A 14,254-nucleotide genomic window follows, 5' to 3' on the forward strand; every position below is an offset into this window, starting at 1 on the left:
TTTAGTGATCGCGCGCAAGTATACGACTAAACTTAGTGCAACGCATGCCGTTGATGCTGTTTGCGTCCCGAATTTCAGAAATTTCTTTCGAACCACGACCGCATGTTGGCGAGCACCTGACGGACGTTGCGTGTTTCGCGCGCAACCTGGCCCCGGCGGCGCTGTGCGGCGCCTTCCATGATCAGGCCGATCGAGGTGGCGTAACGCGGGTGACGCACCACATCAGAGAGGTTGCCGCTGTAGTCGGGCAGGCCCACGCGCGAGGGCAGGTGGAACACGTCTTCTGCCAGATCGGCCATGCCGCGCATGATGGCGCTGCCGCCGGTCAGCACCACACCGGACGACAGCAGTTCCTCGTAGCCGCTGCGGCGCAGTTCGGCCTGCACCAGTTCGAACAGTTCGGACACGCGCGGCTCGATCACGTCGGCCAGCGCCTGACGTGACATGCGGCGCGGACCGCGATCGCCGATGCCCGGCACTTCGATCATGTCTTCGGCGTCGGCCAGCGCCGACATCGCCACGCCGTAGCGCAGCTTGATGTCTTCCGCCTCGGCGGTCGGCGTGCGCAGCGCCATCGCGATGTCGTTTGTGATCTGGTCACCGGCGATCGGGATGACCGCGGTGTGACGGATCGCGCCCTGGGTGAAGATGGCGATGTCGGTGGTGCCGCCGCCGATGTCGATCAGGCAGACGCCCAGATCCTTCTCGTCCTCGGACAGCGTGGCCTGGCTGGAGGCCAGCGGCTGCAGCACCAGGTCGACCACTTCAAGGCCGCAGCGGCGCACGCACTTGATGATGTTCTGCGCCGCCGACACCGCGCCGGTCACGATGTGCACCCGCACTTCCAGCCGCTTGCCGCTCATGCCTATCGGCTCGCGCACGCCGTCCTGGCCGTCAATGATGAATTCCTGGGTCAGCGTATGCAGGATTTCCTGGTCGGCCGGAATGGGCATGGCGCGCGCGGTTTCGACCACGCGTTCCAGGTCGAGCCGGGTGACTTCCTTGTCCTTGATCGCGACCACGCCGTTCGAGTTGAAGCTGCGGATGTGGCTGCCGGCGATGCCGGTGAACACTTCGCGCACCTTGCAGTTGGCCATCAGCTCGACTTCCTGGATCACGCGGGAGATCGAGTCCACGGTGGCGTCGATATTGACCACCACGCCCTTCTTCAGACCCTGCGACTCCTGCGCCGCGAGGCCGAGGATGTCGAGCCTGCCCTCGGGCGTGAGCTGGGCGACGACCGCGGAAATCTTTGACGTGCCGATGTCGAGGCCGACGATGAGGTCCTTGCTGTCTCTGGTCATGGTTTGTCCTGGTGTTCAGTGCTGCTCATGCGTATTGCGTAGCCGTTGGGGTAGCGGAGGTCGGCGTAGATCACCTTCTGCACGCCGCGCCGCATCACTTCCGGCTGGGTATTCACGTAGCGGGCGAGACGCCCGGTAATCGGCTGCTTGTCGTCTTCGCGACCCAGTTCCAGCCGGGTGCCGTCGTCCAGCACCAGCTGCCAGGCTTCGCGGCGCGACAGCACCAGCTTCTGGATCTGTCGGCCGGTGGGCGCGAGCAGATCGCTCCATTCGAGCTGGCGCGACAGCATGGTGGCGGCGCTTTCGTCCGGCCCGACAAACAGCGGCAGTGCGCCCTGGTGATCGGCGGGGAACAGTTCGCCCTGTGCATTCACCATGCGCGCCGGCGCGTTTTCCGGTGCCCACCAGCGCGCCACCGCGACGTGCTCTTCCAGTTCGATCTCGAGCGAGCCGGGCCACACCCGACGTACCGTGGCGTGGCGCACCCAGGGCAGGCTTTCGAAAACTGTGCGGGCACGTTCGATATCGGTGGTCAGGAAACTGCCGGTCACCGCGCGGCGTGCGGCGTCCTCGATCTGGGCGCTGCTCAGGTTGGCCGGTGCATGGGTCAGCGTGATGGCCTGCAGCGGGAGCACCGGCATCCGGGTAAACAGAATGACCAGTGCGTAGCCGATGGCCGCACTCGCCAGCAGCAGGATGGCGTCGGCGATCATGTTCAGCGCGCGCGGGCTGTCCCACAGGCCGTCTTCGCGGCGCTGCGGTGCCTTCTTGCGGGCTGAGGGGCGTTTAGCCAAGGCGGGCCGACTCCAGGATGCGCAGGCACAGTTCGCCGAACTCGATGCCGACCGCGCGTGCGGCCATCGGCACCAGCGAGTGCGAAGTCATGCCGGGCGAGGTGTTGATTTCCAGCAGCCACGGCCGGCCAGCGTCGTCCAGCATCAGGTCTGCGCGGCCCCAGCCACGACAGTCGATCAGGCGCGCGGCGCGCATGACCAGTTCCTGTATCTCCTGTTCGAGGTCTGCGTCCAGACCGCTCGGGCAGTGGTACTTCACATCGTCGGTGAAGTACTTGTTCTGGTAGTCGTAGTTGCCCTGGGGCGCTTCGATGCGGATCAGCGGCAGCGCCATGTCGCCGAGGAAGGGCGCGGTCAGTTCGCGGCCGGCGATGAACTGTTCGGCCAGCACCAGCGGATCGCAGCGGGCGGCCTTTTCGTAGGCGGCCGCCAGGTCTTCCGCGCGGGTGACCTTGGTAGCGCCCACGCTCGATCCTTCGCGTGCCGGCTTCACGAACAGCGGCAGGCCGAGATCCGTTGCCACGGCGGCAAAATCGCTGCCGGCGTGCAGCAGCCTGTAGCGCGGCGTCGGCAGGCCGGCGGACAGCCAGACCATCTTGGTGCGCCACTTGTCCATGCCGATTGCCGACGCCATCACGCCGCTGCCGGTGTAGGGAATGCCCATGCATTCGAGCGCGCCCTGCAGCGTGCCGTCTTCGCCGCCGCGGCCGTGCAGCGCGATGAAGGCGCGGTCGTAGCCGTCGCGCTTCAGCTCCCACAGATCGCGTTCGGCCGGATCGAAGGCGTGGGCATCGACGCCCTGTTCCTTCAGCGCGGCGAGCACCGCGCTGCCGGACATGATGGAAATTTCGCGTTCGGCGGAGGCGCCGCCGAACAGCACGGCAACCTTGCCGAGTGCGGCGGTATCGTGGGTACTCATTTCTGGATGTCCTGTGCGAATTTGGAGGGCAGCTGTCCGATGGAACCTGCGCCCATGCCGACCACCACGTCGCCGTCGCGTACCGTGTCGAGCAGGGTCTGCGGCAGTTCGTTGATGTCTTCGACGAACACCGGTTCAACCTTGCCGGCCACGCGCAGCGCACGGGCCAGAGCACGGCCGTCGGCCGCGACGATGGGGGATTCGCCGGCGGCATACACCTCGGTCAGTACCACCGCGTCGGCGCCCGACAGCACGCGTACGAAGTCCTCGAAACAGTCGCGGGTGCGGGTGTAGCGGTGCGGCTGGAAGGCCAGCACGATGCGGCGGCCGGGATAGGCGCCGCGTGCGGCTTCGAGCGTGGCGGCCATTTCGACCGGGTGATGGCCGTAGTCGTCGACCAGCGTGAAACTGCCGCCGGATGGCAGCGTGACTTCGCCGTGCCGGGTGAAACGGCGGCCCACGCCCTTGAATTCGGCCAGCGCGCGCACGATGGCGTCGTCCGGCACGCCGACTTCGTTGGCCACCGCGATCGCGGCCAGTGCGTTGCGTACGTTGTGCAGGCCGGGCAGGTTGAGCTCGACCGGGATGCGGGTGGTGGTGCCGTTTACGCGCACCGCGTCGAAGATCATGCGCGGGCCGTCGGCCCGCACGTTTTCGGCGCGCACCTGGGCATCGGCGTTCAGGCCGTAGCGGATGATCTGCTTCGGTACCTGCGGCATGATTTCGCGCACATTGGCGTCGTCGGTACACAGCACCGCCACGCCGTAGAAGGGCAGACGGTTCAGGAAGTCGACGAAGGCCTGCTTGAGCCTGCCGAAGTCGTGGCCATAGGTGTCCATGTGGTCGGCGTCGATATTGGTCACCACCGACACCACCGGCGACAGGAAGAGGAAGGACGCGTCCGACTCGTCCGCTTCCGCCACCAGGAATTCGCCACTGCCCAGCCGCGCGTTGGCACCGGCCGAATTGAGCCGGCCGCCGATCACGAAGGTCGGGTCCAGCCCGCCTTCGGCCAGGCAGCTGGCGATCAGCGAGGTGGTGGTGGTCTTGCCGTGGGTGCCGGCCACTGCGACGCCCTGCTTGATGCGCATCAGTTCGGCCAGCATCTGGGCACGCGGCACGACGGGGATGCGCCGTTCGCGCGCACGCACCACTTCCGGGTTGTCTGCGCTGACCGCAGTCGACGTGACCACCGCGTCGGCGTCGGCGATGTTGTCGGCGCTGTGGCCCTGCACCACGCGCGCGCCGAGTGCGGCTAGCCGGCGGGTGACCGCGTTGTCCGCGAGATCGGAGCCGCTGACCGCGTAGCCCTGGTTCAACAGCACTTCGGCGATGCCGCTCATGCCGGCGCCGCCGATACCGATGAAATGGATGTGGCTGATCTTGTGCTTCATATCTGTTTTCCTCGCGCGAGAGCTGCGCAGATGTCGGCCACTTCGGCGGTTGCGCCGGGGCGGGCCAGCGCACGGGCACGCTGTGCCATGTCGAGCAGGCGGGTGCGGTCGAGCGAGCGGATGAGGGTGGCCAGCGCGTCGGCGTTCAGCGAGGGCTGAGGCATCAGCACCGCAGCGCCGGCGTCGGACAGGAAGCGCGCGTTGCCGGTCTGGTGATCGTCGACCGCGTGCGGCAGCGGCACCAGCACCGAGGCGACGCCGGCAGCGGCCAGTTCGGCCACGGTGAGCGCGCCGGCACGGCAGATGACCAGATCGGCCTGCGCATAGGCGCCAGCCATGTCCTGGATGAAAGGCTGCAGCGTGCCGTCTACGCCGGCGGCGGCATACGCTGTCTGCAGCGCCGGCATATTGCGTTCGCCGGCCTGATGAATCACCTGCGGGCGCTCGCCTTCGGGAATCTTCGCCAGGGCCTGCGGCACCGTGTCGTTCAGCACCTGCGCGCCCAGGCTGCCGCCGACCACCAGAATGCGCAGCGGGCCGCTGCGACCGGCGCTGCGTGCAGCCGGGTCCGGCAGTGCCGCGATGTCGGCGCGTACCGGGTTGCCGGTCCAGTGCGCCTTCGGCAGCGCGTCGGGGAAGCCGCCGAGTACCCGGTCGGCGACGCCGGCCAGCACGCGATTGGCCAGCCCGGCGATCGAATTCTGTTCGTGCAGCACCAGCGGCGTGCCGCGCAGCGCGGCCATCATGCCGCCGGGGAAGGTGACGTAACCGCCCAGGCCCAGCACCACGTCCGGCTTGACCCGGCCGAGCACGCCCAGCGCCTGCCAGAATCCGCGCATCAGATTGAGCGGCAGCAGGAGCTTGCGCAGCAGCCCCTTGCCACGCAGTGCGCCGAAGCGGATGGACTGCAGTTCGTAGCCACGCGGCGGCACGATGCGGGCTTCCATGCCCTGGTCGTTGCCCAGCCAGACGATGTGCCAGCCGCGCGTGCGCAGCTCGTCGGCCACCGCCAGTCCCGGGTAGATGTGACCGCCGGTGCCGCCGGCCATGATGAGCGCAGTGCTCACCGGCGGTTCTCCCAGTCGATGCGCAGGATGATGGCGAGCGCGATGCAATTGACCAGGATGCCGGAGCCGCCGTAGCTCATCAGCGGCAGCGTGAGGCCCTTGGTCGGCAGGATGCCCACGTTCACGCCCATATTGATGAAGGCCTGCACGCCGAACCAGATGCCTACGCCTTGCGCGACCAGACCGGCATAGGCGCGCTCCAGCAGCAGCGCGCGACGGCCGATGGCGAAGCAGCGGTGCACCACCAGCGCGAACAGGCCGATCACGCTGGCTACGCCGAACAGGCCCAGTTCCTCGCCGATCACCGCGAGCAGGAAATCGGTGTGCGCTTCAGGCAGGTAAAGCAGCTTTTCCACGCTGCCGCCGAGGCCGACGCCGAACCATTCGCCGCGGCCGAAGGCGATCAGCGAATGGGTGAGCTGGTAGCCCTTGCCCAGCGGATCGTTGTTGAACGGGTCGAGGAAGGCGATGAAGCGCCCCCAGCGCAGTTCGTTGAATCGGATGATGACCGCGAAGCCAGCCAGCGCGACCACACCCAGCGAGAAGAACAGCTTGCCGTTGATGCCGCCGAGGAAAAGCATGCCGAAGGCGATCAGCACGATGACCACGAAAGCGCCGTAGTCCGGCTCGGCCACCAGCAGCGCGCCGACGAACAGGATGACCAGCGCCATCGGCACGAAGGCGCGACGGAAGGAGTGCATTTCAGGCAGCCGGCGCACGATGTAGCTGGCCGCGTACAGCACGGTGAACAGCTTCACCAGTTCGGACGGCTGAAGGTTCACCGGACCGAGGTTGATCCAGCGGCGCGAGTTGTTCACCACCGAGCCGATGCCCGGTATCAGCACCAGCAGCAGCAGCACGATGCCGCCGAGAAACAGCCACATCGACCACGCCTGCCAGGTGCGCACCGGCACCTGAAAGGCCATCAGGCCGGCGACGCCGCCGATGGCGAGAAACACCGCCTGGCGGATCAGGAAGAACTCCTGCCGGTTGCCGGTGAAGCGGCTCATGTCGGCCACCGCAATCGATGCGGAGTACACCATCACGACGCCAATAAGCAGCAGGGCGACCGCCGGCCACAGCAGCCAGGGATCGAGTTCCGCAGTCTTGGCGGAATCGCCGAAACGCGGGGAGTCGAGACGCATGCTGCCACTCATGGGCGCACTCCTTCGGTGGCAATACGCCGTGCCTCGGCGATGAACACGTCGGCGCGGTGAGCATAGTTGCGGAACATGTCCAGGCTGGCGCAGGCCGGCGACAGCAGCACTGCGTCGCCCGGCTGTGCGGCGGCAAAGGCGGCGCGGGTGGCGTCTTCCAGCGTGGCACAGCTCTGGTGGCTGACGCCGTGTGCCGACAGCACTTCGGCGATGGCCGGCGCGTCGCGGCCGATCAGCGCACAGAAGCGCGCGTGACGCGAACATACCGGGCCGAGCGGCGCGAAGTCCTGCCCCTTGCCGTCGCCGCCGAGGATGAGAGCGAGCGGCCGGCCAAGGCCTTCGATGGCCGCCACCGTGGCGCCGACATTGGTGCCCTTGGAATCGTCGATGAAACGGACGCCGGCGTGTTCCAGCACGGTTTCGACCCGGTGCGGCAGGCCGGCGAAATCGCGCAGCGCCGCAATGCAGCGGTCCTGCGGCAGGCCGACCGCTTCGCACAGCGCCAGTGCGGCGAGCGCGTTGTGGGCGTTGTGCCGGCCGGCCAGTTTCATGTCGTCCAGCGCCAGCAGGGGCTGGCCGCCGCGCATCAGATGAATGCGGCCATCGACCGTGTGCAGACCGTAGTCATCGCCCGACGGCGCGTCGTCGCCGAAGCGGATCACGCGCGTGCCGTCCCGGCGCATTGCGCTTACCCAGCGGTCGTCGCGGTTCAGCACCTGTACCGTGTGCGTGCCGAAAATGCGCGCTTTTTCGGCTGCATAGGCCGGCATGCCGCCCGGGTGGCGGTCCAGGTGGTCCTGGGTCACATTGAGTACGGTGGCCGCATCGGCGTCCAGCGTGTCGGTGGTTTCGAGCTGGAAGCTGGACAGTTCCAGCACCCAGGCATCGGGTACGCGGCCCTCGTCGAGTACGCGCATCAGTGCGTCGAGCGCAGCGGGCGAAATGTTGCCCGCCACTTCGGTGCTCAGACCGCAGGCGCGGCACAGCGCGCCGGTCAGCGTGGTGGTGGTGGTCTTGCCATTGGTGCCGGTGATGGCGATCACCTTCGTGCGTTCGCGCCAGCCCAGATCGCGCAGCGCGCGTGCGAACAGTTCGATCTCGCCCACCACCTCGATGCCGCGGCGTTTCGCTTCCTGCACCAGCGGCTCGTGCGGCGCGAGGCCCGGTGACAGCGCGAGCAGCGCGACGCCGTCCAGCAGGCTGTCGTCGAACTGACCGCAGCGCAGTTCGGCCGCCGGAATGTCGCGCGCCAGCGCGTCCAGCCCCGGCGGCGCCACGCGGCTGTCCGCCACGCGCAGCACCGCGCCCTGACGCCCGCACCAGCGGGCCATCGCCAGGCCGGATTCGCCGAGGCCAAGAACGAGGACGTGGGTGCTGAGGAGACTCACTTCCGCTCCTCCACCGCGCCGTCCGCCGGGCCGCCCCAAGGACGAGCGCAGCCCCCTCGGGGGGCAGCGAACGAAGTGAGCGTGGGGGACACCGCGCCGTCCGCCGGGCCGCCCCAAGGACGAGCGCAGCCCCCTCGGGGGGCAGCGAACGAAGTGAGCGTGGGGGCCGTCACTCCCAGGCCGGATTCGCCGAGGCCGAGGACGAGGACGTGGGTTCCGAGGAGGCTCATCAGCGCAGCTTCAGCGTCGACAGGCCGAACAGCACCAGCATCAGCGTGATGATCCAGAAGCGCACCACCACCTGGGTTTCCTTCCAGCCGCCCAGTTCGTAGTGGTGGTGCAGCGGCGCCATGCGGAAGATGCGCTTGCCGCCGGACCACTTGAAATAGAGCACCTGGATCATGACCGACAGCGTTTCGGCGACGAACAGGCCGCCCATGATGAACAGCACGATTTCCTGCCGGACCACCACGGCGACGGTGCCGAGCGCGGCGCCCAGCGCCAGCGCGCCGACGTCGCCCATGAATACTTCCGCCGGATAGGCGTTGAACCAAAGGAAGCCGAGGCCGGCGCCGCACAGCGCGCCGCAGAAGATGGCCAGTTCGCCGGCGCCCGGGATGAAGGGCACACCGAGATAGCGCGAGAACACTGCGTTGCCGGCGACGTAGGCGAAGATGGCCAGCGCGCCGCTCACCATCACGGCCGGCATGGTGGCCAGGCCGTCGAGGCCGTCGGTCAGGTTGACCGCGTGGCTGGTGCCGACGATGACGAAATAGGTGAGCACCATGAAGCCGATGGCGCCCAGCGGGTAGGCCACGGTCTTGAAGAAGGGCACGATCAGTTCGAGCTGGGCCGGCTCCTGCGCGGTCAGGCCGAGGTAGACCGCGGCACCGGCGGCGAACACCGAGGACCAGAAGAATTTCGGCTTCGCCGGCAGACCCTTCGGGTTGCGATGCACTACCTTGCGCCAGTCATCCACCCAGCCCACCGCGCCGAAACCCAGCGTGACGATGAGCACCACCCAGACGTAGCGGTTGGACAGGTCGGCCCACAGCAGTGTGGTGACGCCGAGCGCGATCAGGATGAGGGCGCCGCCCATGGTGGGCGTGCCGGCCTTGGTCAGGTGCGACTTCGGGCCGTCGTCGCGCACCGCCTGACCGATCTTGTACTCGGTCAGCTTGCGGATGAGCATGGGGCCGAACATCCAGCAGATGGCCAGCGAACTCATCATCGCCAGCACCGCCCGCAGCGTGATGTAGTTCAGCACATTGAAGGCGCGGATGTCCTGCGCCAGCCAGCGGGCAAGTTCAAGAAGCATGGGTGTCGTGTCCGGAGTGTGCGATCAGCGCGTCGGCGACGCGCTCCATGCGCATGAAGCGCGAGCCCTTCACCAGCACCGTGGTGGAGGCGTCGAGCTGCGGGCGCAGAACGTCGGCGATGGCCGCGTGATCGGGGTAGTGGAGGGCGCCGCTGCCGAAGGCGGCGACCGCCGCGCGTGCGGCCTCGCCGGTGGCGAGCAGCGCGTCGATGCCGCGTTCGAGCGCGTAGGCGCCGGCTTCGCGGTGGAATTCAGGGCCCTGGTCGCCGACTTCGCCCATGTCGCCCAGCACCAGGATGCGGCGGCCAGATGCGGATGCCAGCACGTCGATGGCGGCGCGCACCGAATCCGGATTGGCGTTGTAGGTATCGTCGATCACGACGCTGCCAGCCAGGCCAGCGCGCACCTGCTGGCGACCCTTGACGCCTTCGAAGCGGCTCAGCGCCCACACGACGGCGGCCATGTCGGCGCCGGCGGCGAGTGCGGCCGTGGCGGCGCACAGCGCGTTGCGGGCGTTGTGCAGGCCGGGCACGCGCAGCGTGATGCGCGCGGTGCCGAAGGCGCCGCGCAGGTCGAGACGGTAGCCCAGCCCTTCGGACGTGGTGTCTGCGACCACTTCGGCCGCGTGGCCGAGGCTGAAGCGCAGTACCTTGCGGCCGGCGTTGCGGCCGCACCAGTAATCGGCGAACTCGTCGTCGCCATTGACCACGGCGATGCCGTCGCCGCCGAGCGCGTCGAACACGTCGCCGTTCTCGCGCGCGACTTCGGCCACGCTGTTCATGAATTCGAGGTGTTCGCGCTGGGCATTGTTCACCAGCGCCACGGTTGGTTTCGCCATGCCGGCCAGCCAGGCGATTTCGCCCGGATGGTTCATGCCCATCTCGATCACCGCCATGCGGTGCGTGTCGCGCAGGCCGAACAGCATCAGCGGCACGCCGATGTCGTTGTTCAGGTTGCCGCGCGTGGCCAGTACCGCGCTGTCCGGCTGCCAGCCGACGCTGGCGGCGTGGGCACGCAGGATGGCGGCGATCATTTCCTTGACCGTGGTCTTGCCGTTGCTGCCGGTGACGCCGATCAGCGGCAGCGTGAAGCGGCTGCGCCAGGCGCGCGCGATGTCGCCCAGCGCGATGCGGGTGTCGGCGACGCGGATCAGCGTGCCGACGGCGTGCGCGCAGTCGTGGGCGATGAGCGCGACCGAGGCGCCAGCCGCCTGCACGTCGGCGATGAAGTCATGCGCATCGAAGCGCTCGCCACGCAGCGCGACGAACAGGTCGCCGGCCTTCACCGCGCGACTGTCGGTCGAGAAACCGCAGATGTCGACATCCGGCCCGCTCAGCGTGCCGCCGCACGCTGCGGCGATGTCCGAAGCTGTCCACAGCGCGTTCATTGCACGCCTCCGCGGGCGGCGAGTGCGGCGGCGGCCTGATCGGCGTCCGACCACGGCGTGCGTACACCGGCCACCTCCTGATAGGGCTCGTGTCCCTTGCCGGCGATCAGCACCACGTCACGCGGATCTGCGCCGGTTACAGCGGCGCGGATGGCGATCCCGCGGTCCCGTTCGCGCTGCACGTCGGCACAGGCGGGCAGGCCGGCGGCGATGTCTTCGAGGATGGCGTCCGGTTCTTCGCCGCGCGGGTTGTCCGAAGTGATCCAGGTGCGCGTGGCGTGTTCGTAGGCGACCGCACCCATCAGCGGCCGCTTGCCCGGGTCGCGGTCGCCGCCGCAGCCGAATACGCACAGAAGGCGTCCGCCGCGCGCCGCCGCCACCGGCTGCAGCGCGCGCAGCGCCTGCTCCAGCGCGTCAGGCGTGTGGGCGTAATCGACCACCACCAGCGGTTCGCCGCGACCACCGAGGCGCTGCATGCGACCGGGCGGCGGCACCAGCGTGCCGGCCACGCGCGCGGCGTCGGCCAGCGTAATGCCGGCATGCAGCAGGCAGCCTGTGACTGCCAGCAGGTTCTGCACGTTGAAACGGCCGACCAGGGCCGCGTCCACCTTCGCACATTCGTCGCCGCGTTCGATGTCGAAGTGCAGGCCGTGTGCCGGATCGACGTTGCGGGCGCGCAGACCGGTCACGCCCGGCGGCAGGTCGGCGTCCAGTGCGCAGCCGGTCACCGGCAGGCGGGCCGCAGTGACGGTGGCGAGCATGCGGCCGAAGGCGTCGTCGGTATTGATCACTGCGGCCTGCAGGCCCGGGTGGGAGAACAGCGCGGCCTTGGCGGCGCCGTAATGCTGCATGTCCGGGTGGTAGTCGAGGTGGTCGCGGGTGAGGTTGGTGAAGGCCGCGGTGTGGATGCGCACGCCGTCGATGCGACCCTGGTCCAGGCCGATCGACGAAACCTCCATCGCGCAGGCGGTGGCGCCGGCAGCGCGCAGGTCGGCCAGCGTCTGATGCACGCTCACCACATCCGGCGTGGTGTTGGCGGATTCGGCGAGCTGGCCCGGCAGGCCGCAGCCCAGCGTGCCGATCACGCCGCAGCGGGTGCCGAGCGTGCCCATCGCCTGGGCGATCCACTGACTGACCGAGGTTTTGCCATTGGTACCGGTGACGCCGATCACGTGCAGCGCGGCCGACGGGTGGTCGAGCAGTGCGTCCGCCAGCGCGCCGGCATGGGCATGCAGATCGGCGACCTCGATCACCGGCACCGCCGCGCCTGCAGGTGCGCCGCCGGCTTCGCACAGCACCGCGCAGGCACCGGCCGCGATGGCGGCGTCGATGAAGCGGCGACCGTCGGTGCGCTGACCGGGCAGCGCGAAAAACAGGTCGCCTGGCTGTACACGGCGCGAATCCGCACGCACCGCGCGCGGCGCGATGCTCTGGCGGGCCAGCGTCTCGCGTACGCGGGCCACGGTCTGTCCGGCGTCGGCGGCGCTCACCAGCCCTCCTTGCCGGTGACCGAATTCTTCGCCATCTGCAGCACGGGTACCGGCGCATCCGGCGGTACGCCGGTGGCGCGCAGCGTGGCATTCATGATGTCGGAGAACACCGGGGCGGCGACCTGGCCGCCGTAATGCACGCCGTTCGACGGCTCGTCGATCATCACCGCGACGATGTAGCGCGGGTCGGACACCGGCGCGAAGCCGACGAAGGAAGCGATGTACTTGTTCGCGTAGGCGCCGCCTTCGAGCTTGTGTGCGGTACCGGTCTTGCCGGCTACGCGGTAGCCGGGAATCTGTGCCTTGGGCGCAGTGCCGCCGGGGCCGGCCGCCATTTCGAGCATGCGACGCACTTCGCGTGCGGTCTGTGCCGAGAACACCTGCATGCCGTTGACCTGGGGCGCGTCGACCCGCGTGAGCGACAGCGGAATCAGGTCGCCGTCGCGCGCGAACACCATGTAGGCGCGCGCCATCTGCATCAGCGTGACCGACATGCCGTGGCCGTAGGACATGGTGGCCTGTTCCACCGGCTTCCAGCTCGCGGCCGGACGCAGGCGGCCGCCGGCCTCGCCCGGGAAGCCCAGGCGCAGCGGCGAGCCGAAACCCATCTGGTCATACACATGCCACATGTCCGACGGCTTGAAGGTGCCGGCGATCTTGGCCACACCGACGTTGGACGACTTCTGGATCACCTCGGCCAGCGACAGCGTGCCGTGCGAGTGCGCGTCGCCGATCGACGCCCGGCCGAAGAACAGCTTGCCGGCGCAGTCCACCGGCGTGTCGAAGGTGTAGCGACCACTTTCCAGCGCCATCGCCGCGATGATGGGCTTGATGGTCGAGCCCGGCTCGTAGGTGTCGGTGAAGGCGCGATTGCGCAGCGGCGGGCCGCTCAGCTGATCGCGGTTGTTCGGGTTGTAAGTGGGCCAGTTGGCCAGTGCCAGCACTTCGCCGGTGCGGGTGTCCAGCACCACAGCGCTGCCGGCACGTGCCTTGTGATCGGTCACCGCCTGCTTGAGCTTGCTGTGCACCAGGAACTGCAGACGTGCGTCGATGGCGAGGCGTACGTCGCCGCCGTCGCGCGGCGGGGCCAGCACCTCGATGTCCTCGACCACGTTGCGGCGGGCGTCGGTGATGACGCGGCGCTGGCCGACCTGGCCGGTCAGCGGCCGGTTCATCGCCAGTTCGATGCCTTCCAGCCCGTTGTCGTCCATGCCGGTGAAACCGACCACGTGCGCACTTACTTCGCCGTGCGGGTAGTAGCGGCGGTACTCCGGTTCGGCGCGGATGCCCGGCAGCTTGAGGGCCAGGATCTGCTTGGCGATTTCAGGCTGCACCTGGCGTTTCAGATAGCTGCGACCGCGGTTTTCCGGAATCTTGCGGGCGATTTCGCGGTGGTCCATGCCCAGCAGTTCGGCCAGCTGACGGATCTGCGCCGGCGACAGCTTTTCGGCACCGATGTCTTTCGGATTGGCCTTGGCATCGCTCCGGGTCGGGCGCGACTCGGCGACGATGGCCGACACCTGGGTGCTCATCGCGAGCACCTGCTCGTTGCGGTCGAGCACCCGGCCGCGTGAGGCCGGCGTCGGCAGCACGCGCGAGAAGCGCTCTTCGCCCTTGCGCTGATAGAACTCGTCATTGACCACCTGCAGCCAGAAGGCGCGGGCCACCAGGCCGCCGAACAGCGCCATCATGACGATGAGCATCAGGCGGGCGCGCCAGGCGGGCAGCAGTTCGGCGAGCAGCGGGTTGTGGGCGAACTTCATTGTCCGGCCTCGGTGGAGTCGATCACGATGATGCGGTTGGGGTCGGGCGCACGCATGCGCAGCTTGGTTTCCGCCAGATCGGAAATCCGGGCATGCGCGGCCAGCGCTCCTTGCTCGATCTGCAGCTGGCCCCACTCGGTTTCGAGCACCCGCATGCGGGTGAGCTCACGTTCGAGTTCGGTGTGCAGCGCGCGCGAGCGGTGCTGCGACGACACCATGGACACCGCGCTGATAACCAGTGCGGCGATCAGGAGCAGATTCAGGCGCAGCACG

Annotated in this window: 12 protein-coding genes; all 12 read right to left on the reverse strand. The window is 68.4% G+C overall.

Going from position 1 to position 14,254, the window contains the following annotated elements:
- Positions 1–74: 74 nt before the first annotated feature.
- Positions 75–1,304 (reverse strand): cell division protein FtsA, encoded by a 1,230-nt coding sequence (ftsA, locus tag METUNV2_RS0104775; RefSeq protein ID WP_018228355.1) that lies wholly within the window; start codon positions 1,302–1,304, stop codon positions 75–77.
- Positions 1,301–2,098: a cell division protein FtsQ/DivIB gene (locus METUNV2_RS0104780; protein ID WP_018228356.1), complete on the reverse strand. Its 798-nt coding sequence runs from the start codon at positions 2,096–2,098 to the stop codon at positions 1,301–1,303. The genes ftsA and METUNV2_RS0104780 overlap by 4 nt, the downstream gene beginning before the upstream one ends.
- Positions 2,091–3,017, reverse strand: coding sequence for a D-alanine--D-alanine ligase (locus METUNV2_RS0104785; protein ID WP_018228357.1), 927 nt, complete (start codon positions 3,015–3,017; stop codon positions 2,091–2,093). Before METUNV2_RS0104785 ends, METUNV2_RS0104780 begins: the two co-directional genes overlap by 8 nt.
- Positions 3,014–4,411, reverse strand: coding sequence for a UDP-N-acetylmuramate--L-alanine ligase (gene murC, locus METUNV2_RS0104790; protein WP_018228358.1), 1,398 nt, complete (start codon positions 4,409–4,411; stop codon positions 3,014–3,016). The genes METUNV2_RS0104785 and murC overlap by 4 nt, the downstream gene beginning before the upstream one ends.
- Positions 4,408–5,478 carry an undecaprenyldiphospho-muramoylpentapeptide beta-N-acetylglucosaminyltransferase gene (gene murG, locus METUNV2_RS0104795; protein ID WP_018228359.1) on the reverse strand — a complete coding sequence of 357 codons (1,071 nt, stop codon included), beginning with the start codon at positions 5,476–5,478 and terminating at the stop codon, positions 4,408–4,410. Before murG ends, murC begins: the two co-directional genes overlap by 4 nt.
- Complete coding sequence (ftsW, locus tag METUNV2_RS0104800) at positions 5,475–6,635, reverse strand: putative lipid II flippase FtsW (protein ID WP_018228360.1); 1,161 nt, start codon at positions 6,633–6,635, stop codon at positions 5,475–5,477. The genes murG and ftsW overlap by 4 nt, the downstream gene beginning before the upstream one ends.
- A complete protein-coding gene (gene murD, locus METUNV2_RS0104805) occupies positions 6,632–8,023 on the reverse strand; it encodes a UDP-N-acetylmuramoyl-L-alanine--D-glutamate ligase (protein WP_026187871.1) in 1,392 nt (463 codons plus the stop codon). Before murD ends, ftsW begins: the two co-directional genes overlap by 4 nt.
- A 229-nt stretch (positions 8,024–8,252) precedes the next feature.
- Positions 8,253–9,341: a phospho-N-acetylmuramoyl-pentapeptide-transferase gene (mraY, locus tag METUNV2_RS0104810; protein WP_018228362.1), complete on the reverse strand. Its 1,089-nt coding sequence runs from the start codon at positions 9,339–9,341 to the stop codon at positions 8,253–8,255.
- Positions 9,331–10,728, reverse strand: a complete 1,398-nt coding sequence (locus METUNV2_RS0104815; RefSeq protein ID WP_018228363.1) for a UDP-N-acetylmuramoyl-tripeptide--D-alanyl-D-alanine ligase — start codon at positions 10,726–10,728, stop codon at positions 9,331–9,333. Before METUNV2_RS0104815 ends, mraY begins: the two co-directional genes overlap by 11 nt.
- Positions 10,725–12,218 carry a UDP-N-acetylmuramoyl-L-alanyl-D-glutamate--2,6-diaminopimelate ligase gene (locus tag METUNV2_RS0104820; protein WP_018228364.1) on the reverse strand — a complete coding sequence of 498 codons (1,494 nt, stop codon included), beginning with the start codon at positions 12,216–12,218 and terminating at the stop codon, positions 10,725–10,727. The genes METUNV2_RS0104815 and METUNV2_RS0104820 overlap by 4 nt, the downstream gene beginning before the upstream one ends.
- The gene (locus METUNV2_RS0104825; RefSeq protein ID WP_018228365.1) at positions 12,215–13,981 is read right to left on the reverse strand and encodes a peptidoglycan D,D-transpeptidase FtsI family protein; all 1,767 of its coding nucleotides are present in this window, start codon (positions 13,979–13,981) and stop codon (positions 12,215–12,217) included. Before METUNV2_RS0104825 ends, METUNV2_RS0104820 begins: the two co-directional genes overlap by 4 nt.
- The gene (gene ftsL, locus METUNV2_RS0104830) at positions 13,978–14,253 is read right to left on the reverse strand and encodes a cell division protein FtsL (protein WP_018228366.1); all 276 of its coding nucleotides are present in this window, start codon (positions 14,251–14,253) and stop codon (positions 13,978–13,980) included. The genes METUNV2_RS0104825 and ftsL overlap by 4 nt, the downstream gene beginning before the upstream one ends.
- Between the last annotated feature and the right edge of the window lies 1 nt (position 14,254).

Origin of the sequence: Methyloversatilis universalis EHg5, assembly GCF_000378945.1 — a bacterium.
In the GTDB taxonomy this organism is placed as follows: domain Bacteria; phylum Pseudomonadota; class Gammaproteobacteria; order Burkholderiales; family Rhodocyclaceae; genus Methyloversatilis; species Methyloversatilis universalis_A.

Coding starts and splice junctions, on each gene's coding strand:
- ftsA (WP_018228355.1), bottom strand. CDS start 1,304: ATGACCAGAGACAGCAAGGACCTCATCGTCGGCCTCGACATCGGCACG.
- METUNV2_RS0104785 (WP_018228357.1), bottom strand. CDS start 3,017: ATGAGTACCCACGATACCGCCGCACTCGGCAAGGTTGCCGTGCTGTTC.
- murC (WP_018228358.1), bottom strand. CDS start 4,411: ATGAAGCACAAGATCAGCCACATCCATTTCATCGGTATCGGCGGCGCC.
- ftsW (WP_018228360.1), bottom strand. CDS start 6,635: ATGAGTGGCAGCATGCGTCTCGACTCCCCGCGTTTCGGCGATTCCGCC.
- mraY (WP_018228362.1), bottom strand. CDS start 9,341: ATGCTTCTTGAACTTGCCCGCTGGCTGGCGCAGGACATCCGCGCCTTC.
- METUNV2_RS0104815 (WP_018228363.1), bottom strand. CDS start 10,728: ATGAACGCGCTGTGGACAGCTTCGGACATCGCCGCAGCGTGCGGCGGC.
- METUNV2_RS0104825 (WP_018228365.1), bottom strand. CDS start 13,981: ATGAAGTTCGCCCACAACCCGCTGCTCGCCGAACTGCTGCCCGCCTGG.